Here is a 22724-nt window from a genome sequence, read left to right on the forward strand (position 1 = left end):
TGCTTCTTGATAGCTGTTTTCATTGGTAGAATACTATTTTTAGAATTTGGGTATGCGTTTTTAACTTTTATGATATGATTAGGGATAGTAGTAGTTTTTAAAACTTGCATAATATGAATTAAATAACGGGGGTAATAGTTAGATGCTAATATTAATTTTGGGTGTCTAGCGTATGACTTTTTATCTTGTTAACTATACTGTTTTTTACTCTTTGTAAATATACAAAAATCGAAAATCATAAGGCTATTAATTTCGAAATGAGTATTTTTATCTTTACAAACAACACAAACATTTTAACGTATGAAAACTCACTTTGAGTTAAATGAAGTAACGAAAAAACTACCTCAGCATTTACATAAATTTGTTGTAAAGCAACCTTATGATGAATATACGGCACAAAACCAAGCGGTATGGAGATATGTTATGCGAATGAATGTAGATTATTTAGGTAAAGTAGCTCACGAATCTTACATCGATGGATTGCAAAAAACAGGTATTTCTGTAAATACAATTCCAAGAATGGAAGGAATGAATAGAATTTTAAAAGAAATTGGTTGGGCAGCAGTTTCTGTAGATGGTTTTATCCCTCCAAATGCTTTTATGGAATTCCAAGCTTATAATGTTTTAGTAATTGCTTCTGATATGAGAACAATAGATCATATCAAATATACTCCAGCACCAGATATTATTCATGAAGCAGCAGGTCATGCGCCAATTATTGCGAATCCAGAATATGCAGAATATTTAAGAAGGTTTGGAGAAATTGGAGCAAAAGCCATTTCCTCTTCTAGAGATTATGAAATGTATGAAGCTATTCGTTTACTTTCAATCTTAAAGGAAAATCCGAATTCTAGTCAGAAAGAGATTCAAGAAGCACAAGAGAAAGTAGAATGGTTGCAAAATAATATGGGTGAATTGTCTGAAATGGCCCAAATTAGAAACTTACACTGGTGGACAGTAGAGTATGGTTTAATAGGAACTGTAGAAAACCCTAAAATTTATGGAGCAGGATTACTTTCTTCTATTGGAGAAAGTAAATGGTGTATGCAAGATGCTGTTAAGAAATTACCATATACTTTAGAAGCTTCAAATGTTTCTTTTGATATCACTAAACCACAGCCACAATTATTCGTAACTCCAGATTTTGCGCATTTAAGTTTGGTTTTAGAACAATATGCGAATACTATGGGAATTCGTAAAGGTGGTTTAAGTGGAATTAATAAATTAATTGATTCTAAAAATTTAGGAACAATCGAATTGTCTACAGGTATTCAAGTTTCGGGAGTGTTTTCTAATGTTATCACCGACGAAAATAACAAGCCAATTTACATTCAAACCACTGGAGGAACAGCTTTATCAAACAGAGATAAAGAACTAATTGGTCATGGTACAAACTATCATGCTGAAGGTTTTGGTAGCCCTATCGGAAAATTAAGAGGTATTAATATTCCTATTGAAAATATGAGTCCGAGAGATTTAGAGGCTTATGGAATTTATGAAGGAAAAACAGTAAATCTTGAGTTTGAAGGAGGCGTAAAAGTTGAAGGAGAAGTAATTACAGGAACGAGAGATTTGCGAGGTAAAATTTTACTAATCTCATTTAAAAATTGTACTGTTACTCATTTCGATACGGTTTTATTTCATCCAGATTGGGGGATTTATGATATGGCTGTTGGTGTAGATGTTGTTTCTGCTTATGCTGGTCCTGCTGATGTAAATTCTTTTGAAGACCTTGGGAAAGTTTCAGAAACAAAGACACATAAAATTAATTATTCTTCATCAGATCGTGAGTTGTATGGTTTGTATGACCAAGTACGACAAATGAGAGAAAGCAATACATTTTCTGAAGAAAAAATTATTGCAATTTTTAATCTAGTAGAAGAAAAGTTTAACGAAGATTGGTTGTTGGTATTAGAGTTGTATGAAATAGCAATAACTCAGAATTATGAAATTCAAACTTCTATTAAAGAGTACTTAAATGGCTTAAAAACAAATGAAGAATTCGCTAGTTTAATAGATGATGGGCTATCGTTATTATTGAATGAACAAGTAGTATAAAATGAATATATTTAATTTATTTAGAAAGAAAAATATGGCAAACGAAATACAAGAATATTTAGGGAAAGATGCAATAGTTTTAGATGTAAGAACTTTGGCAGAATGGAATGAAGGTCATAGTGAAGGCGCTAAACATATTGTTTTAGATACTATTCCAAACCATGTTGAAAAAATAAAATCATGGAACAAACCAGTTATAGCTGTATGTAGAAGTGGAGGAAGAAGCGGACAGGCAACTGAGTTTTTGCAAGGTCATGGTATTGATATCATTAATGGCGGTCCTTGGGGTAATGTTGATCAATACCTGTAAGATTTTAAAATAAAAAGAGGCTGTCTGTAAAGGGTAGAGATGGTCAGAAGTTCTTCCGATCATCTCTAGTAATATCTCCGTCTTTGCCAACGATAGTGAAAAAACACTTTGGTGTTCTAATCGATTTGAAAACAATAATGCCTTGGTGATTTCATAACTCCCAATTGATGCGATGAACTATCAGATGTTATTTTCACTCAAGCATGCTTTTTATGTGGCGACTGTCTGTAGCATTTTTAGAAGGAAAATTAATCTCATTAATAAATAGTCGCTGATAATTTAAAATTCAAATGGGTTTTGATTATTATGAACGAAGTGATCAAACAGATGATAAATTAAAAGCAGAAAATGGATCCAGACATTTAAACATCATCGAACGGTACAGACCAAGAGAAATTAATCAAGATTAGAATGATGTTTTTGAAAGAAAATTTTATTATATAATCTCTATCAAACTCCAAGGCTAAAATGAATAGTTTAAACCAAAAATAATATATCTATTAAACAAGTCGTTTGAAAAAATACTAGTTGAAAATTCACTTGTATAAATCTGATTAAATGAACTTTTATTCAATAAGTTTTTAGCCAAGATAAAATATTCAATATTTTTTCCAATGTGATTAAATGAAAAATCTATAAATAATTGATTTGTATTAATTCTACTACCTCTTGGAAGTAATAATTCTTGTTCTACTTTACAATAAGTTTTTTTAGCTAACTTAAATATTGTTTCTAAACGTGCATTTATATTACTATTAATAAATACTCTTGTATTTTCTTGCTTATTTTCGATATAGGTTAGACCTATACTACTTTTATAATTAAAGAAACCTTCAAATGCACTATTAAGTTCTATGTTAAAATTGTTGATAGATGAATTTACACTTCTAATGACATTATTATTCAAAACATTAAAATAATTACTATAAATAGCACTGGCATTAACACTCATCTTATTATTTATTGAATCTATAAAAAAGGATGTCGATGCTGAAATATTTAAATCTCTTTTAGCTTGTGGTGTCTGAAAATAAGTAATGATATTAATATCTTCATTAATAGTTTGTTCAGCTATAAAAAAATTACTGACCTCTTCATACGAGCTTAAAAATGAAAAGCTAGATTGCTTTAAAAGATTATATCGAGAGAAATTCATGGACAAATTCCAAGATTTTTCAAAATCTAAAGAAGGTCTACTACTTGTAATTGTCCGTGTATCAATTAGGAAAGGATTTGAAAACAGATAATAATTATTGTTTAATTTATTATTATTTTCAAAAGTGATTCCAAAAGAATTCTTTTTTCCTAATTTAAATCGTGTTTTTAATTTGGAATTTATAAAGAACCCTTTTTTATTATTGATTGTATTTTCAAATCTGTTTTTTAATGCTCTATCTGAATATCCTAATATTATTTTTCCTTTAAGTTGTATTTTTTTTCTTTTATTATAGTTCGTTTCTAGCATTAAATGAGAAGTATTACTTCGCGATTGATAATTATATGTATCAGGGTTTAGAAGAAAATTAAAATCCTCATCATCAAAAATATGAGTAGCTGCAAGTTCTAAATCCCATCTTTTAATCTTTTTTAAATAAGACATTTTTCCTTTTAATAACCTACGCTTACTTTCTGTATTCTCTCTATTAATTGGTACTCCATTAACTAGAATACTACCCTGATTTAATAAAAATAATTCTTGTCTTCGATCATCATTTGAATGAAATAAATTCAACTCTAATAATTCTTTTCTAGAAATCTTTCTTGAATAATTTATTTTTTGTTGATAATAAAACTTTGTTTGATTTATATAAGTTTCAAAAAGATCAGTATTGTTTTGCAAATTACTTTGATTAAAACCGTTATAATAACTCACAAATTTATTTTGATACTTTAAAAGTGAAGTTTTGCTAATATCATAGTTCATTTCATTTGATAATGATACAAATTCTGGCGTGCTAATATTAGAAGTTTGGTTTGATGTTTCAATAGTTGAGTTATTAATATCAAAACTATTTTTAGATATAAATGAGTTTTTACTTGTATCATTAAAAGCAGAGATACTATTTTTAAATGAAATTTTATCTGATAGCTTAAATAGATTACTAAGCGTTCCAAATTTAATATTATTAATGTAACTTCTAGGAAAATTAGTTTTTTGAGTTAAGGAACTTTCTTTAAAAAAATCCACACTGGAATTTTCTAATTCTTCTTTGTTTTCTATCGCATACGTTTCATCTTTAAATGATGTTTCATTAATAGAGATATTATTAAAATTAAAAACACCAAAACCTTTTAGTCTACTTGAAAGATTAATCGTATTTATATTTCCTAAATAATGATTTTTCCCCAAACCTAAACTGGCTTCACCAGAAAGTTTAAATTGATTCTCTTTAAATTTAAGATTAAGTACAACCTTATCTGATTTTTTAATTCCTTTTTTAAGCTTATTATCATGATAATCTTCAATGGCTTCAATTTTATCTACCATTTCTGTAGAAATATTACGTGCTCCAATAGAATACCCTTTACCAAATAAATCATCTCCATCTAATAAAATGGTTTCAATGGGTTTTCCTTTATATCGTATAAGCCCAGTTTTATCATCAACCTGAATGCCTGGCATGTTTTTTAGAACGTTAATAACCTTTCTATCTTCTAATCTCTTAAATTTAGATACGTCATAAACAACTGTATCATTCTTTACTTTTATCGCAATACGTTTAGAAATAACAATAACTTCATCAAGTTGATGATCTTTAAGTATCAAATTAAAATTTGTAGTATATAAATGTAAACCCTTATGAATATCAATATTTTTAAACTGAGTAACATAAGGTAATCCTTGACATTTTATTGTAATCTTTTTTATATCTTTTTTTTTATTCTCTATATAATATGTGCCTTTACTATCAGGAATAGTGTACTCAATAATTTCTTTTGTCTCAGCATTAAGTAAAAGAATATAGCAATCATTTACTATTTCTCCTTTTACGTTTTTTATAATTCCTCTGAAACTTTGAGCTGATAAAGGAGAGGAAAATAAAAAACATAGCCCTATTAAAATAGAGCTATTAAATAATACTTTTGTAAACTTACTTTTAAAATTATAGCCCAATGTCCTCTATTAAATTTATATTTAGATCATATTCCATATCTGGGTCAGTATCTGCCTTTAAATTCTTTCTAATACGTTCAATTACTTTTCTATATTTTTCACAGTACATTTTCCAAGAAATAAGCTTATCTTGTTTATAGTTAAAGTGAATAATGTTAGCTATATTTTTCCTTTGTATTTTAGTTGCTTCGATACTTAAAACGCCATCATCAGAACTAACCGATAAAATTAAACCAGGTAATCCATCAAATTTCCATGGCCCTCCAATCAAAGGAATATCTTCCGTATACCAAGCCGTATAAGTTCTCCCTCTAAACGTTGTTACTGCTTTTTTACAAGTAAATGATTTTATTTTCTTTGTTTTATTTTCTAATTTCCACGTCTGTATTGGAAGCTTATCCGAAACAAACTTAATGCTACTCATTATAGGTTGATTGTAAACAATTTCTTTGTTTTTGTAATTTTTTTGAACAAAAGGTACCACCCCTTCGTTTGCTTCTATAACATCATTTCCATTATTTTCCGTAAACTCACTGTTCAATTGATAATACACGCTCTGCTTTTCTTTATAAATTAACTTATAAACAGCTTCAGTTGTGTGAGCATCAAAATCAACAATTTGGTTATACTCAATCTCATAACTTTGAGCAAAAAGATTTAAAATACTAAATAATGAAAATAAAAAAGAACATATTTTGTTCATACATATTGTTATTTAATAAGTTAGGTGATAATATTTCAATTAACACCTAACTTTAATTTGAATTAATAAAAATATTATGAGTTATCCATTATTGCACTCATGCTTTTTCTTGCTGCTTTTTTGCACGCTCTTTCACGAGCTTTTTTGCAACCTGTCAAAAAGTTACCAGCTGTTGCTGAAATACCAATAGAACCACCAAAACCGTCAGGTACAGAAACAGTACAAGTAACTCTACAAAAATCTTTATTACTATTTAAATTATTATCTGATGATGATTTAGTAGTAGTATTACTGAATATTGCAAGGGAAAATAATCCCAAAAAAAGTGATTTTAACATTGTAATTAAATTTAAATATTATTTTACTCCCATAGCTTCATCTACTTTTGCACAAGCTCTATTTAATGCTCTAGCATTATTAGATAAAAACCAACCTGCACAAGCAGTGATGGCTACAGAACTACCATCCGACATGTACTGTGTCTTAGTACAACATTGTCTTCCAAATTTTTCTTTTTCTTTTTTGGTTGCAGAAGAAGTTAGCGTAAAAGCTAAAATTACTCCTAAGAACAAAACTTTTTTCATAATTAAAAGATTTTAAATGATACCGACTTTGATTTATATAACCCTTGAAGTTGTTTAGTCGGTTTTTTCAACTTCAAAGCAATTTTTAGATTACCTTTCTTTTATTCCTAATATAGATACGGGCAATTCTAATAGCCATTGTGTACCTATTTTCTTTTTTAAGTATGTATAGATTTCCCTATTATGAGCGGATACTTGTTTCATTAAAATTGGATCAACAACGCAGTTTTTGTATTCAAAACTAACGTTATACTTTTCTTTAAAAGCTTTCATTTCGTTTGATATTGTAGATTGAATGCCAAAAAGTATAAAGCTAAGTTCTCCTTCTAAATATCTATCATTAGTATCTTTCTGATTTAAAAGATATTTATTATAAGAAATGCTATTTAAGGATTTGGTAGTACTTAAACGAATAATGATCTCATTGTTTTGTGAATAATAGAAATTAGTTATAAAACCTGTAGATTTAAAAGAAAAATTATATTGAGTACTTTCATCATCTAAAAAGATTGTAGATGAAAGAGTATTAATGATCATCTTTTTTACTTCTTTTTTGTTTTTATCATTAATTATTAATGTTCCTGATTTAAATTCTTTCTTAGTACTATTAAGAATAATAACATTAATTTTTATATCAGATATAGCGAAAGCCATATTTGAACAATAAAAAAAGAAAAATGAATACAAAAAAAATTGTATAGCAATTTTTAATTTCATAATTATGAGACTTTTTATTTTTCCTATTCGATTACTAAAGTAAAAATGTTTTTTGATTATAACAAAAAAAAACTCAGAAATATTAGTATTGGTTATAAAATGTAGTTTTATTTAAAAATATTCCACATATTTCACCTCTAAATAGCAAGCATCTTAACTAATTTGTTTTAAAACGAATAACGTTTCAGGTTTTCTAATAAAGCCCTCGTTCTAATATCTCTTTTTTTGCGTTTCCCTCGATTGAGATGGCATCTGATGCCATCTCAAAATATAATAAAGAGTCCTATCATAACGAATCCAATAACAACGAATATAACGGGAAGTACCAGTCCAAACACCTAACCAGAAAGACGCTATAGTATGCTCGGACGAATAATTGCGATTATAACCCTATTGTGGTAAATCTAGCTCTAATATACACTCCCTAATTCCTGTTTGATTGATAAAACTTTTCATCAAACTTATACCGCCAAAAGGAGTGACTTGCTTATCTGAATATTTAATCGTTAGATTAACTATATGGGTGAAACTTAAAATACTCAATAAAGCTAGTAATAACCTAGCCTAAGATTAATAAATGAAATCCTACTGCATAATTCAGGTTAAAACTTCATAAACGAAAATTCCTTTTGTAACTGCTCTTGTTTAAATTTTAGTTTTTCCAAGAACTTCAGGTGTGCCTCGGAATTTGAATTAAAAGGTTTGTGTGCTAATCCTTTTTGAATTTCTTCAACTTTTTTTAATGTTTGTAATGTGTTTTCGCTAAACCAAGTTTCAGAAAACTTTTCCCAGATATAACTTACAGCAGTCTCATTTGGGTGAATCATATCAGAATTATAAAAACGATAGTCACGTAATTCATCCATTAAAATCTCATAAGAAGGGAAATAATAAACCTGCTTTCTTGGTACAACAACTTCATGAATTCCTGCAAATAAATGAGATTTACTTCTTTGATTTTCGATAAATCCATCTTTTAAATGTCGTACGGGAGAAACAGTGAAAATTATGTTTGCTTTTGGATTTATACTTTTAATTAAGGTATAAGTATTTTCTAAACTAGCTGCAATTTCTTCTACAGATAATAATTCTTTTAAAAATTGCTTTTGAGGTACTTTGTGGCAGTTTGCAACAATATGATCTGATGAAATAAAACGATACACCCAAGCAGTTCCTAAAGTAATAATAATATGACTTGCACTTAATAATTTAGTTAAAGTGAATTGAGTTGCAGTATTTATATTTTGTAATAAACCTTCCTTTTTAATTTCGCTTAAACTAGAATGTACATCAAAACAATGCCAGCGTTCATTTAGTTTGAAAATATCTGTTTCAGCATAGTTTTTTTCGTTTACTGCATTTGTAATTAATGTTTCTATAGCTTTCGGGTGAAATAAAATTCCAAAAGGATTCTGATTAACTTGAAATTTAAAATAATGAAGTTTATTTCCAATATTTTCTGAAAAACACGAACCTAATAATAGCAATTTAGAGTTGTAATCAATTAAGTTGTGAGGTTGTTTTTTAAGTGGAATTTGTGTTTGTAAGTTCATAAGAAGATTAAATTAAACTAATTTTTTTTCTGAAACTACTATTCCGTCTTCATCACAGTAAATATAATGTCCTGGAGTGAAATTCACATCAGCAAAAGAAACTGTGTTATTAATATCACCTTCTGGTATTTTAATACTTTTTCTTGGAGTTGTGTTTAGGGCTTTTATTCCAATTTCCATGGTAGAAATTTCTCTACTATCTCTAATACAGCCATAAATGAGTACACCATTCCAGTTATTTTTAATAGCTAAAGCTGCTAAATTATCACCCATAAGTGCACATTTCAACGATCCGCCTCCGTCTACAACCAAAACTTTGCCTGTACCATCTGTGTTTAAAGTTTGTTTTACTAATGGATTTTTCTCAAAGCATTTTATCGTAACTATTTCACCATGAAAATTTTTACGACCACCATAATCTTTAAAATCTATTGGAGTAGCTACTTGAAGTATATCAATAAAGTCATCACACAAGTCTGCAGTATAAATATCCATTTGTAGAAGAATTAATTTATTCTTGGCTAATTTAATAGAAATTTTTGCAGATAGTAATTCTTACCTGTGCTTTTACTCTGTTTCTTCTACAAGTTTATCTTTCTTCCAAATACCTTTAGCTAATGTTTTACCTTTTTTATTGTAGTAAATTCCTTTTCCTTGTCTTTCATCATCTTTCCATCCACCGGTATACTTTTTTCCATTGGTCCAAAAATAGGTTCCAGATCCGTTTCTAAGATCATTTTTATAGTCTCCTTCATAATATTCTCCATCTGCCCAGTGAAATATACCTTTTCCTTCTCTGTTGTTATTTTTCCAGTTTCCTTCATATCTACCCCCTGTATCAAAAATAGCTATTCCGTATCCATTTGCTTTCTTATTGTTTATCTCGCCTACATAATGAATTATATGTTTTTTTGAGCTTTTAAATGTCAAATAACCAAAAGAAGTTTTCTTTTTTAATTTTCTTCTAGAAGCATACAATTGTCGTCTTGTTTTTTTTAAGATGGTATATAAAGAATCGTATTTCTCGTCTTTTAATCTTGTATTTGCATTTTGATGTGATGCATTAGCATTAGTAATATTTTGAGTGATTTTACTCTTTTTCTCTATCTGTTTTAAGTTGACAAATTGCTTGGCAATTTTAATACGGAATTTCACATAGTCTTTGTCTTGATTAACAATACTATCTGAAAACTGTTTTTCATATGCCGTTAACGCGGTTTCATATTTACCATCTATCAATAAAGAGTCAATATGAGTTAAATTTTTTTCTTGAACTACTTTTTCTTTAAGCAAAAGATGTTCATTTTCTAGTGAAGTTATTTTTTCTTGAAGATGATTTTGCTTAACATTTCCATTGATAGCTATTGCTATAAGTGTTACAAATAACACTAAAAAAAATATAATTGAAGTTTTTGATACTTTCATAAGGCTAAAAATTAATCGTCCATATGTATTGCAGGAATCTTGTTTTTAATATTTCTAGGATCTAAAGAAAAATACACATGAAATCTAGCGGTCCAACTTTGTTTAAATACGGTTGCATCACTTAGTGTTTGCCCATGAGAATACATTATTCCTGTTGCTAATGTAAGTCTAGGACTTACGATATAACCAGCAGACATATGTAATCTTAAATCTTCCATTACACTTCCTGCAACTGTTTTTCCGCTCTGTAATATGAGTTCTGCTTCTGGAGAAACATAAAAAGTTTTTGGTTTAAATTGACTAGAGTTTATCGGTATTTTTGCTTTAAACATATAACGCCATCTATTCCTAAAAGTATATTCACTATCTTCTAAAAAACTTTTTGTCCAACGATGTTCAATACGAATACGATGATAAAATAGTAATGATGAAAGAGGAGAGGCAAACATATATTGATGCCAAATTCTCCATTCTGGAACTAAATTTCTATCTGTAGATTCTTCATCGGTATTAAAGTTAAGTCGTAATACTCCTCCTAAACTAATATTAAATTTTTTAGAGTAAATATATCCGATGGCATGTCTATTATAGATTTGTGCAAGCTGACCTACAAAAGGAGTTTTTTCAGTTTCTTGAAAGCGAAAATGTGTTTGTGCGACCCAATAAAAACGATTCGATAACCTAATATTACCATAAGTATTAATCCAAGTTTTGGTAATAGGTTCCTTAAATTTTGATGTTTCTTGTGAATTTACTTGCATCAGTAAAAACAAGAAAAAAATTAAACAGAGTTCTCTATAAAAATAGTTTTTCATGTATAAAACAGCTAACTTGAAATTTTAGAAGCAAGAAAATAATTAGGGTTGATGCTTTTGAGGTTTCAAATTTAATAACTGTAACTAAACGCTAATAAAAGGCGTTTAGTATACATTTTTCTATTGTGTAGAATTCCTACAATACTTAACAGTAATAAAAGATTTTTACTTTAGTTTAATATTTTGTTTTTAAGTTTTTTGTGATGTTTGGCCTAAAGCAATTGAAATTTCCGGTACTCTTTTATTAAAGTATGTTTTGATGTTTTGGAAATCTTCTTTTTCTAATTCAAGAAAAGAAATTAATTCCTGTGAGTCTTCTTTGAAAAGAATAATCTGATTCTGAAATACTTTTAAACTAGTTATTTCTGAAACATTAAAAGTTCGTTCCTCTTTACCACTTTTAAAAGTTATTAACCCTTTTTTAATTTGGAAGGATGCTGTTTTTCTAAGAAATATACCACTTACAAATGATACAAAGATCATTGTGAAAACTATCATGTAGTTAATTTGGTAAACATTAACAATGTAAGCATAACCTAAAAGACCAGTTACTAAGAATATAGAAAAACCTAAGCTAGTATCTTTATGAGTATAATCGTTTTCACTAGGTATAAATACTGAATCTGTATCTTTTTTCTTTGGGATGAAAGATTTATAGGTTATAAATATTAATAATAGAATTAAAGCCACTGTTATGTATGGTTTTGGGATTTGGTCATAGTAAAAAGCAATTTCATCTCTATAGAAATGTTCTATTGTTTTAAAACCGATGAAACAAACCCAAAAATTAATATATTTCCAATAATGTGATAATTTCTCTTTCATGACTGTAAAAATAAAAAAATCTAAAGTCATAATGACCTTAGATTTTTTAGTGTTATTCTGAATTTACCTGTGCTGAACTTGTTTCAGTATTTCAGAATCTCATCATAAGAATCTTAAACTAATTCAGATTGGCGTTAATATTTTTTGTTATACGATGTAATCCTTAGCGCGTTCTAATGCTTTAGGAATTCCACCAGGGTTTTTACCTCCAGCCGTAGCAAAGAAATTTTGTCCACCACCACCTCCGTGGATTAATTTTCCTAATTCTCTAACTACTTTACCAGCATCGTAACCTTTTTCGTTAGCTAAATCTTTAGAAATATAACACGTTAACATTGCTTTTTCTTTTGTAGGAGCAGTAGCAAATAAGACAAATAAATTGTCAATCTCACCTCCTAATTCAAATAGTAGATTTTTAATACTAGCAGGATCTAAATCTACTTTTGTTGCTAAGAAGTTTACACCATTAATTTCAGTGATTTGATTTTTTAAATCACCTTTCATGTTCTTAGCTTTATCTTTTAATAACTGTTCTATTTGCTTTTTTAAAGCAGCGTTTTCATCTTGTAAAGAAGTAACTGCTTTAGTTAAATCTTTAGGATTTTTCAACACATCTTTTACAGCATTAAATTTATCTTCAACATCTTCGAAATACTCTCCTACAGCCATGTTTGTAATTGCTTCAATACGACGAATACCAGCAGCTACTGCCCCTTCAGATTTAATTTTGAAATACCAAACATCACCAGTTTGTTGAACGTGTGTTCCTCCACATAATTCCATCGACTGTCCAAACTTAATTGCTCTTACACTATCGCCATATTTTTCTCCAAATAAAGCAATTGCCCCTTCGTCGATTGCTTGTTGCATTGGAATATTACGTTTTTCTTCTAACGGAAGATTTTCGCGAATTCTAGCATTTACAAATGCTTCAATTTCTTTTAATTGATCGCTATCAACTTTAGAAAAATGAGAAAAATCGAAACGTAAATGTTTAGGACTTACTAAAGATCCTTTTTGTTCCACATGTGTTCCTAAAATTGAACGTAAAGCTTGGTGTAATAAATGTGTTGCTGTGTGGTTACTTGCAGAAAGTCTTCTGTATTCTTCATTTACTACAGCTTTAAACGACTCGTTTAAATGGTTAGGTAAATTTTTCGTGTAATGAATAATTACATTATTTTCTTTTTTGGTATTTAAAATATGAATCACGTCACCATGAGCATCTTCTAAGAAACCTTTGTCACCAACTTGTCCTCCTCCTTCAGGATAAAAAGGAGTCATGTTAAATACTAATTGATATTGATCACCATCTTTTTTTGTGGTTACTTTTCTGTAGCGAGTTAATTTTACACCTACACTTAAAGTATCGTAACCAACAAATTCTTCAACTTCATCATCAATTAAAGATACCCAATCGTCTGTTGCAAGTGCAGTAGCTTGTCTACCTCTTTCTTGTTGTTCTTTTAGAGCAACATCATATTCAGATTTGTTATAAGAAAATCCTCTTTCAGATAAAATTAAACCTGTAAGATCTTCTGGGAAACCATAGGTATCTTTTAATTCAAATACTTTACGTCCAGAAATTTCCTTGGAAGCACTATTTTGAATTACAGTATCTAATAAAAGAAGTCCTTGTTCAAGAGTTTTTAAGAACGATTGTTCTTCTTCTTTAATTACATTATGAACTAAAGTGGCTTGCTTTTTTATTTCAGGAAAAGCTTCGCCCATTTGGTGAGCTAAAGTTTCAGATAACTTGTAAATAAAAGCTTCTTTCTGATTTAAAAATGTGAATCCGTAACGAATAGCACGTCTTAAAATTCTACGAATTACATAACCAGCTCCATTATTACTTGGTAATTGTCCGTCTGCAATAGCAAAAGAAACAGCTCTTACGTGATCTGCAATTACACGAACAGCTACGTCTACTTTTTCATCGTTTCCATATTGTACACCAGTAATAGTTTCAATTTCTCTAATTAACGGAGTAAATACATCTGTATCATAATTCGATTGAACGTTTTGTAAAACCATACATAAACGCTCAAATCCCATACCTGTATCAATATGTTTAGCAGGTAGTTCTTCTAAAGATTTATCTGCTTTTCTATTGTACTGCATGAAAACTAAATTCCATATTTCAACAACTTCAGGATGATCTTCATTAACTAAAGATTTTCCGTCCACTTTAGCTTTTTCATCAGCAGAACGAATATCAACGTGAATTTCAGAACAAGGTCCGCAAGGTCCTTGATCTCCCATTTCCCAGAAGTTATCTTTTTTATTTCCCATTAAGATACGATCTTCAGAAATATGCTGTTTCCATAAATCGTAAGCTTCTTGATCCATTTTTGTTCCATCACCTTCATCACCTTCAAACACGGTAACATATAAAATGTCTTTAGGAATTTTGTAAACTTCAGTTAACAATTCCCAAGCCCAAGCGATTGCTTCTTTTTTAAAGTAATCACCAAAACTCCAGTTACCTAACATTTCAAACATGGTGTGATGATAAGTATCATAACCAACTTCTTCTAAATCGTTGTGTTTACCAGAAACACGAAGACATTTTTGAGAGTCTGAAATACGTGGGTTTTTAGGCGTATTATTTCCCAAGAAAAATTCCTTAAATGGGGCCATCCCAGAGTTAGTGAACATAAGGGTTGGGTCATTTTTTAATACCATTGGGGCAGAAGGCACAATTTCGTGTTGTTTAGATTTAAAAAATTCTAAAAACTTGCTTCTAATTTCTTGAGATTTCATAGGTTATTACGTTAAAATAATTCTAATAAAAGAAAGGAAATCGTTGAGTTTTGAAACATTTCATAACTTTGCATGTCTAATCAACTAAAACAAGGTCCTTTCAAAGGACACAAAAGTACTACATTTGGTCATATGGCAAAAGTAAAATATTATTACGATCCAGAAACGCTATCGTACCAGCAAATTGAGTTACGAAAGCGCGATAAGTTCAAGAATAGTATCATTATACTATTGGGGGTTGGACTTACGATGTTTCTTGGATTTATGGTTTTAAGTCAGTTCATTGAATCACCAAAACAAAAAGCACAAAAAAGAGAATTAGAAAATTCTAAGCTTCACATTGAATTATTAGGAAAGCGAATAGAAGAAGTTACTGAAGTTTTAGGTGATTTACAGGAACGAGATAATTACATATATAGAACATATTTTGAGGCAAATCCAATTCCAGACGAACAGCGAAAAGCAGGTTTTGGTGGAGTAAATCGCTACAAGAATTTAGAAGGTTTTGATAACAGTGAAATGATTATTGATGTGACCAAACGTTTAGATGTATTGTCTAAACAAATAGTGGTACAATCGAAATCACTAGATGAAATAGTAGATTTAGCAAAAGCAAAAGAAAAAATGTTGGCTTCTATACCTGCAATTCAGCCTTTAAAAGCTGAAGATTTAACACGAATGGCTTCAGGTTATGGAATGCGAATGCATCCAATTTTAAAAATTCGTAAAATGCATAAGGGAATGGATTTTACAGCACCTAAAGGAACACCAATCTATGCTTCAGGAAATGGAACAGTTTCTAGAGCAAATAGAAGTGCAACTTTTGGAAAAGTAGTTTACATTGAACATGGGTATGGTTATAAAACTGTATATGCTCATATGAGTAAGATTGGAGTTAAGAAAGGGCAAACTGTAAAACGTGGAGATATTATAGGTTACGTAGGAAATACAGGAAGATCTGTATCTGCACATTTACACTATGAAGTTCATCGAAATGGTGTAGCTGTAAATCCAATATACTATTATTACGGAGATTTAACACCAGAACAATTTTTAGCAATGCAAAAGGCTTCTGAAGACGAAGGACAGTCTTTTGACTAATTTTTACCTCAGTATTAAAATATGTTAATTAAAAAAAGAGTACTAGCACTTAGTATATTTAGTTTATTAGGAGGCTTGAATGCACAACAAGCTGATTCAATTCAAGTAAAAGAAAAAGAAATTAACTTTATGGCAGTTGGAGATATGATGTTAGGAACCACTTTTCCTAATGCATCGTATTTACCTCCAAAAGGAACATACCCTTTTAAAGATGTACAAACTGTTTTCGATAAAGCTGATGTGTTGTTTGGAAATTTAGAAGGAACTTTAACTGATACAGGAAAAAATGCAAAACGATGTAAAGATCCATCTAAATGTTATTCTTTTAAAAGCCCAGAATCTTTTGGTAAGCATTTTGAAAAAGCAGGTTTTGATGTTGTAAGCGTTGCAAATAATCACATTGGAGATTTTGGAAGTATAGGAATTAAAAATACCTTAAAAACTCTTGATAATTCTGGAATAGCAAGTGCAGGGGTTTTATCTAAACCGACTACTGTTTTTGAAAAGGACGGAGTTAAATACGGTTTAATCGCTTTTGCTCCGAATAAAGACTGTTTAAAGTTGAACTTTGTAACTAAGGGAACACAAATGGTGAAAAACTTAGCAAAGAAAGTCGATATAGTAATTGTTTCTTTTCACGGAGGAGCTGAAGGAACTAAGCATAAAAATGTACCTAGAAAAACAGAATATTTCTACGGAGAGAATAGAGGTAATGTATATGCATTTGCTCATAAAATGATTGATGCTGGAGCAGGAATTGTATTAGGTCACGGTCCACACGTACCAAGAGCAATAGAAGTTTATAAAGGGAAATTTATCGCTTACAGTATGGGGAATTTTGCAACATACAAACGTTTTAGTATGAGTGGTTCAAAAGCATATTCGCCAATATTTGAATTGAAACTGAAAGAGAATGGAGATTTTATTGAAGGAAAAATCCATTCAGCTATTCAAACTAAAACCAGATACCCTTTTTTAGATACTCAAGAACGTGCATTTAACGAAATAAAAAAGTTGACTTTACAAGATTTTCCAGAAAATAAAATTAAGTTTGGTAAATCTGGAAAAATAGAATTAAAGTAACATGCACGTTGATCTCCCTAAAAAAAGGTATTATAAAATTGGTGAAGTTGCCAAAGCATTTGATGTGAATACATCTTTAATTCGTTTTTGGGAAGGAGAATTTGACATTATCAAACCCAAAAAAAATGCAAAAGGGAATCGACTTTTTACTCCTGAGGATATAGAGAATTTTAAGTTGATTTATAACTTAGTAAAAGAAAGAGGTTTTACTCTTGATGGCGCCAAACAAAAACTCAAACAAAATCCAGAGAAAATAGTACAAAATCAGGAGATCATCAGCAGATTAGAAGCTGTAAAAGCAGAGTTAATAAAAATCAAAAATCAAATTGAATAACAAAAAATCGAAATTATGAAAAAATGGTTAGTTCCTATATTAGTAGTTGTAGCATTAGTGATATACTTTTTTAAATCAGGAGTTAGTTTTAATAACACTGCTGTAGAGTATGAGGAGAATGCAAAAACAAAATGGTCTAATGTAGAGAGTTCATATCAAAGAAGAAATGATTTGATAGGTAATCTTGTGAAAACAGTACAAGGTGCTGCAGATTTTGAAAAAAGTACGTTAACAGATGTAATTAACGCAAGAGCAAAAGCAACTTCTGTAAATATCGATGCTAGTAAATTAACTCCAGAAACTATGGCGCAGTTTCAACAAGCACAATCAGGTTTATCAGGTGCGTTATCTAAGTTGTTAGTTTCTGTAGAGCGTTATCCAGAGTTAAAAGCAAATCGTAACTTTTTAGAATTACAAAGCCAGTTAGAAGGAACAGAAAACAGAATTAAAGTTGCTAGAGATAGATACAACGAATCTGTTAATATTTACAATAAGCACATCAAAAAATTCCCAGGATCTTTATATGCAGGTTTCTTAAATTTTGATGAAATGGTACGTTACAAAGCTGATCCAGGTTCAGAAAAAGCACCAGATGTTAATTTCGATTTTGGAAAATAAATGTCTCAAGTAGAAGATTTTCTTTCTAAAGCAGAAGAACAAGAAATAGTCGAGGCTATTCGACAAGCAGAGTTAAATACTTCTGGTGAAATTCGAGTGCATATTGAAGCAACTACATCACTTTCGCATTACGATCGAGCATTAGAAGTATTTAAAATGCTTAACATGGATCAAACTAAAGCAGAAAATGCGGTGTTAATCTATGTAGCAGTTGTAGATCATAAATTTGTGATTTACGGAGACAAAGGTATAAATGCTGTTGTACCAAATGATTTTTGGGAAACGACTAGAGATATCATACAACATAATTTTAAGAACGGTAATTTTACAGCAGGTTTAGTTCAAGGAGTATTAAAAGCAGGAGAAGAATTAAAGGCTCATTTTCCTTGGGATAAAGATGATGTAGATGAATTACCAAATGAAGTATCTAAAGGTTAAATGAAAAAGAGCTTTTTTACTATAATTTTCTTTCTTGTTGCATTTCAATTCAGTTTTGCTCAGTATAATATTCCTAAGAAACCAAAGTTTCAAACAAGTGTCTACGATTATTACATAAAGAAAAAAGGAGTTAAAGAACAAAAAGGGTTATTAACTTTAAACGAAAAAACTGCTTTAGAAAACAAATTAGTTCGTTATTCAGATACAACTTCTACTCAAATTGTAGTTGCTATTATTAATAGTACTAAAGGAGAAGAAATAGGTTATTTGGCAACGAATTGGGCTCATAAATGGGGAATTGGTCAGAAAGACAAAGACAACGGAGTTTTTGTTCTTTTGGCTAAAGACGATCGTAAAGTTACCATTAGAACTGGTTATGGTACTGAACACTTATTAACTGATTTTGTTTCTAGACAAATTATAGAATATGATATTCTTCCTTATTTTAAAAAGGGACAATATTATTCAGGTTTAAGTTCTGGCGTAACATCCATTTTCAAAGTAATGAATGGAGAATATCAAGGAACTAGAAAAAAGAATTCTTCTTCTAACGCCGGTGTAATCATTATTGTAATTGTTATTTTCTTTTCACTATTTATTTTTATTGGATATAAAGCATATAGAATTGAAACAGGAAGATCAACATCTTCACTAGAAACTATTATTCTAAGTAATGCTGGAAGAGAAGATAGAAGTAGAAGAAGAGGTTCTTCTCGAAGAAGCGGTGGCTTTGGTGGTTTTGGAGGATCTTCAGGTGGCTTCGGTGGTGGTGGATTTGATGGAGGCGGTTTCGGAGGTGGATTTGGAGGCGGAGGCTTCGGTGGAGGTGGAGCTACAGGAGGTTGGTAACTTTACAAACAACTTAACTTTATGTAACGTTTAGGAAAAATAAGGCATGTAATTATGTGAATACTTAATTCCTAAATATCATGTCAACCAATTTAAAACGTAGAAGTTTTCTAAAAAACTCATTATTAGTAACTAGTGGGCTTATTTTAGCACCAAATTTTATTAGTTGTGATTCCGATCCAGATGTAACTACAGATCCTATACCTTCAGATATCACTGAAAAGAATTTTGATCTTGGCGTAGCAAGTTTTGATCCAACAAACTCTCAAGTTATTATTTGGACTCGCTATTCTACTACAAATCCAACTGTAAAATTAATTTGGCAATTAGCTAAAAACAAAGACTTTACAGAGTTAGTTAGACAAGGTGAAGTAGAAACAGATGTTTCCAGAGATTTTACTGTAGCTATTGAAGTAAAAGATTTAGATGAGAACTTAAAGTTATATTATCGTTTTGTAAATGTAAATGATAAAGCAACTTCTCCGGTAGGTGAAACTTTAACTTTTGGAGCAAATACCTCAGAGCTAAAATTAGCTGTAGCTTCTTGTTCGAATCACGCTTATGGGTATTTTAATGTGTATGAAGCGATCAACCAATCTGATGCTGATGTTGTAGTACATTTAGGTGATTACATTTATGAATATGGTGAAGATACTTATGGTTCATTTAGAGATCCAGATCCAATAGGAGAAATTATTACTTTAGATGATTACAGAAAGCGTTATCGTTTATATAGATCAGATGTACAATTAAAAGAATTACATCAAAAGAAACCTTTTATTTGTGTTTGGGATGATCATGAAGTTACCAACGATGCTTATATTGATGGAGCAGAGAATCATCAAGATAATGAAGGAGATTATCAAGAAAGAAAAAGAAGTGCTTTACAAGCTTACAGTGAATATTTACCAAACACCACGAATCTAACAGATAATTCAATTATTTATAGAAAGTTGCAATTAGGAAACTTGGTCGATTTAGTAATGTTAGATACTAGAATAGTAGGTAGAGATAAGCAATTAGAATATGCAAATTATACAACTGCAAGTGGTTTTGATGCTGTAGCTTTTCAACAAGCTTGGTTAGATCCGTCTAGAACTTTGTTAGGAGCACAACAGAAAGCTTGGTTTAAAAGTGAAATTGAAGCTTCAAACAGTGCATGGCAAATTATAGGGCAACAAGTTTTAATGGGGAAAATGTTAATTCCAGCAGAATTAATCACACTTTTTGGTAGTCCACAATTTCAAGTAGCATTGGGTGAATTGGTTCAAATTAAAACAAGGTTATTACAAAATGATACTACTTTAACTGCAGAAGAAATCGCAAGAGTAAAAACTGTTATTCCATATAATTTAGATGCTTGGGATGGTTATTATGCGGAACGAGAAGAAATATTAGAAACGTTTAGAGATAAAAAAGTTGTGGTATTAGCGGGTGATACTCATAATGCTTGGCAATCGAATTTAATAACTGCCACAGGAGATAAAGTTGGTGATGAGTTAGCAACAAGTTCTGTTTCTTCACCAGGTTTTGAATCATTTGTAGGAGCACAAGGAGCTGTTCAATTAGGAAGTGCTTTAGAACTTTTAATCGATGATTTAAATTTTGCGAATTTAGTTGATCGTGGATTTATGAAATTAACTGTTACTTCTGGAGCTGTAAAAACAGATTGGAACTATGTAGATACAGTTACCGAAACTACATATACAACTGCAATAAAAAATACATTAACTATATAGTTTACGTGTAAATAAAATGATAAAAGCTCCTAATTTCAGGAGCTTTTTTTATTTATCTTTAATTTATGAAAAAAAGCTATTACCTAGTTGTATTATTTTTAAGTTTTGGTTGTTCAAACTATGGTCAATTAAAAAAGTTAGCGAGGTTGCCTAAGCTATTAGATGAAGTTTCTGGTATAGAAAAAATACATGGAAAGAATTTATTTTGGATGCATAATGATGGGGGTAATAAAAACGAAATTTATTTAGTCAATTCTTCAGGAAAAATAGAAAGAACTGTTGTCGTAAATGCAAAAAATAACGATTGGGAAGATATTACTTCAGACCAAAAAGGAAACTTGTATTTAGCTGATTTCGGAAACAATGAAAATATAAGAAGAGATTTAACTATTCTGAAGATCAATTTTGAAGCGGTAATGAAAAAGAAGTCCGTTGAGGTTGAAAAAATACAATTTCAATATCCCGAACAAACAAAGTTTCCTCCTAAAAAGAAAAAACGCTTTTTTGATGCAGAAAGTATATTGTATTATAATGACAGCTTGTACATTTTTACAAAAAGTAGAGTTAAAAAAGATTACGGAAAAACAAGTTTGTACAAAATACCAGCAAGTCAAGGAAAATATAATGCAGAATTTATTAGTAGTTTTGAAAACTGTTCTAAAATGAAATGTTGGATTACATCTTCTAGTATTTCCAATAACGGGCAACAAGTAGCTTTATTAACTTCTAATACTGTTTTGTTATTTTATGATTTTGACGGCGACAATTTTCTGAAAGGAAAACTAAAAGAATTAGATCTTGGTTTTGTGTCTCAAAAAGAAGCGATCGATTTTAATGATGATGGCACAAAATTATTTATCACAGATGAAAGATCTCATGGAAAAGGAGGGAAATTATATGAACTTGATCTTTCTAAAAAAACAAATCACTAAAGAGAATTTATGGAATTAAACGTTTTAGGAAAACAATTAGAAAGTTGTTGTGAAAATCCTGCTACAGGTTATTTTAGAGATGGTTTCTGTAGAACTGCCGATCATGATTATGGAACACATGTTGTTTGTGCAGTAGTAACAGAAGAATTTCTTGAATTCACTAAAAAAAGAGGAAATGATTTATCAACTCCAATACCACATTGGAAATTTCCAGGATTAAAACCAGGGTCAAAATGGTGTTTATGCATTTCAAGATGGTTGGAAGCAGAAAAATATGGTAAAGCTCCTCATATTATTTTGGAAGCAACACATCGAAAAGCATTACAATACACAACTCTAGAAAAGTTAAAAGCTTATGAGTTTAAAGTCGAGTAATTTTTCCAGTTTTATACTATAAAAAAGAAATTCCTAATAACAACCATCCTGCAGCTAAACAAAGTCCGCCTAACGGTGTAATTGGACCTAAAAACTTCATCTTTTTTCCAAAAGCTCCAGACAATACTAAGCCATAAATACTAAAAGAAAATAGAAATACACCAATACTAAATAATAGAACTGTGTTGCTGTATTTTTCGTTAAACTGTAATCCTAATGCTAATAAAGCAATAGCATGATACATTTGATATTTAACACCAGTTTCAAAACTGTCTAATTGATCAGATGATAATTTTTTTTTCAATAAATGTGCACCAAAGGCTCCAAAAATAATTGCTAAGAATCCAAAGATTGATGCGATAAATATGGTAATTTCTTGAGTCATTT

At 30.0% G+C, this 22724-nt stretch carries 23 protein-coding genes; 11 read left to right on the forward strand and 12 right to left on the reverse strand.

Going from position 1 to position 22724, the window contains the following annotated elements; translation table 11 throughout:
• Positions 1–300 precede the first annotated feature (300 nt).
• A complete protein-coding gene (locus AQ1685_RS02875) occupies positions 301–2058 on the forward strand; it encodes an aromatic amino acid hydroxylase (protein WP_095069281.1) in 1758 nt (585 codons plus the stop codon).
• Between the two features lie 34 nt (positions 2059–2092).
• Positions 2093–2368, forward strand: a complete 276-nt coding sequence (locus tag AQ1685_RS02880; RefSeq protein ID WP_095074984.1) for a rhodanese-like domain-containing protein — start codon at positions 2093–2095, stop codon at positions 2366–2368.
• 463 nt (positions 2369–2831) lie between these two features.
• On the opposite strand, the gene AQ1685_RS02885 is transcribed toward AQ1685_RS02880, so the two are convergent.
• The 11 genes from AQ1685_RS02885 to alaS form a co-directional block, all read right to left on the reverse strand.
• Positions 2832–5483, reverse strand: coding sequence for a TonB-dependent receptor (locus tag AQ1685_RS02885; protein WP_095069282.1), 2652 nt, complete (start codon positions 5481–5483; stop codon positions 2832–2834).
• The gene (locus AQ1685_RS02890; RefSeq protein WP_095069284.1) at positions 5473–6186 is read right to left on the reverse strand and encodes a GLPGLI family protein; all 714 of its coding nucleotides are present in this window, start codon (positions 6184–6186) and stop codon (positions 5473–5475) included. The genes AQ1685_RS02885 and AQ1685_RS02890 overlap by 11 nt, the downstream gene beginning before the upstream one ends.
• A 74-nt stretch (positions 6187–6260) precedes the next feature.
• Positions 6261–6506, reverse strand: coding sequence for a hypothetical protein (locus tag AQ1685_RS02895; protein WP_157730062.1), 246 nt, complete (start codon positions 6504–6506; stop codon positions 6261–6263).
• A gap of 36 nt (positions 6507–6542) precedes the next feature.
• Positions 6543–6770, reverse strand: a complete 228-nt coding sequence (locus AQ1685_RS02900) for a hypothetical protein (protein ID WP_095069286.1) — start codon at positions 6768–6770, stop codon at positions 6543–6545.
• 90 nt (positions 6771–6860) lie between these two features.
• Positions 6861–7424, reverse strand: a complete 564-nt coding sequence (locus tag AQ1685_RS02905; protein ID WP_095069288.1) for an FEKKY domain-containing protein — start codon at positions 7422–7424, stop codon at positions 6861–6863.
• Positions 7425–8089: 665 nt separating this feature from the next.
• Positions 8090–9040: a GSCFA domain-containing protein gene (locus tag AQ1685_RS02910; protein ID WP_095069289.1), complete on the reverse strand. Its 951-nt coding sequence runs from the start codon at positions 9038–9040 to the stop codon at positions 8090–8092.
• A 12-nt stretch (positions 9041–9052) separates the two neighbouring features.
• Complete coding sequence (gene rraA, locus AQ1685_RS02915; RefSeq protein WP_095069291.1) at positions 9053–9535, reverse strand: ribonuclease E activity regulator RraA; 483 nt, start codon at positions 9533–9535, stop codon at positions 9053–9055.
• Positions 9536–9607: 72 nt separating this feature from the next.
• On the reverse strand, positions 9608–10465 hold the full coding sequence (locus tag AQ1685_RS02920; protein ID WP_095069293.1) for an MORN repeat-containing protein: 858 nt from the start codon (positions 10463–10465) through the stop codon (positions 9608–9610).
• An 11-nt stretch (positions 10466–10476) separates the two neighbouring features.
• Complete coding sequence (locus tag AQ1685_RS02925; RefSeq protein ID WP_095069295.1) at positions 10477–11280, reverse strand: DUF2490 domain-containing protein; 804 nt, start codon at positions 11278–11280, stop codon at positions 10477–10479.
• A gap of 189 nt (positions 11281–11469) precedes the next feature.
• Positions 11470–12135, reverse strand: coding sequence for a hypothetical protein (locus AQ1685_RS02930; protein ID WP_157730063.1), 666 nt, complete (start codon positions 12133–12135; stop codon positions 11470–11472).
• A gap of 117 nt (positions 12136–12252) precedes the next feature.
• Positions 12253–14868: an alanine--tRNA ligase gene (gene alaS, locus AQ1685_RS02935; RefSeq protein WP_095069299.1), complete on the reverse strand. Its 2616-nt coding sequence runs from the start codon at positions 14866–14868 to the stop codon at positions 12253–12255.
• Positions 14869–15000: 132 nt separating this feature from the next.
• Here alaS and AQ1685_RS02940 point away from each other — a divergent pair, with 132 nt between their 5' ends.
• From AQ1685_RS02940 to AQ1685_RS02980, 9 genes are all read left to right on the forward strand, one after another.
• Positions 15001–15969 (forward strand): M23 family metallopeptidase, encoded by a 969-nt coding sequence (locus AQ1685_RS02940; protein ID WP_095074985.1) that lies wholly within the window; start codon positions 15001–15003, stop codon positions 15967–15969.
• A gap of 21 nt (positions 15970–15990) precedes the next feature.
• Positions 15991–17052: a CapA family protein gene (locus tag AQ1685_RS02945; protein WP_231970241.1), complete on the forward strand. Its 1062-nt coding sequence runs from the start codon at positions 15991–15993 to the stop codon at positions 17050–17052.
• Position 17053: 1 nt separating this feature from the next.
• Entirely contained in the window at positions 17054–17386 is a 333-nt protein-coding gene (locus AQ1685_RS02950) for a MerR family transcriptional regulator (protein ID WP_095069301.1), read from the forward strand.
• Positions 17387–17401: 15 nt separating this feature from the next.
• A complete protein-coding gene (locus tag AQ1685_RS02955) occupies positions 17402–18004 on the forward strand; it encodes a LemA family protein (RefSeq protein WP_095069303.1) in 603 nt (200 codons plus the stop codon).
• Complete coding sequence (locus AQ1685_RS02960) at positions 18005–18442, forward strand: TPM domain-containing protein (protein ID WP_095069305.1); 438 nt, start codon at positions 18005–18007, stop codon at positions 18440–18442. It begins immediately after the preceding gene.
• On the forward strand, positions 18443–19291 hold the full coding sequence (locus AQ1685_RS02965; protein ID WP_095069307.1) for a TPM domain-containing protein: 849 nt from the start codon (positions 18443–18445) through the stop codon (positions 19289–19291). It begins immediately after the preceding gene.
• 80 nt (positions 19292–19371) lie between these two features.
• Positions 19372–21030, forward strand: coding sequence for an alkaline phosphatase D family protein (locus AQ1685_RS02970; RefSeq protein WP_095069310.1), 1659 nt, complete (start codon positions 19372–19374; stop codon positions 21028–21030).
• A 65-nt stretch (positions 21031–21095) separates the two neighbouring features.
• Positions 21096–21962: a hypothetical protein gene (locus AQ1685_RS02975; RefSeq protein ID WP_095069312.1), complete on the forward strand. Its 867-nt coding sequence runs from the start codon at positions 21096–21098 to the stop codon at positions 21960–21962.
• A 9-nt stretch (positions 21963–21971) separates the two neighbouring features.
• Positions 21972–22337 carry a DUF2237 family protein gene (locus AQ1685_RS02980; RefSeq protein WP_095069314.1) on the forward strand — a complete coding sequence of 122 codons (366 nt, stop codon included), beginning with the start codon at positions 21972–21974 and terminating at the stop codon, positions 22335–22337.
• Positions 22338–22353: 16 nt separating this feature from the next.
• On the opposite strand, the gene AQ1685_RS02985 is transcribed toward AQ1685_RS02980, so the two are convergent.
• On the reverse strand, positions 22354–22722 hold the full coding sequence (locus tag AQ1685_RS02985; protein ID WP_095069316.1) for a DUF423 domain-containing protein: 369 nt from the start codon (positions 22720–22722) through the stop codon (positions 22354–22356).
• Positions 22723–22724: the final 2 nt, after the last annotated feature.

The organism is Tenacibaculum jejuense, from assembly GCF_900198195.1.
GTDB lineage: Bacteria > Bacteroidota > Bacteroidia > Flavobacteriales > Flavobacteriaceae > Polaribacter > Polaribacter jejuensis.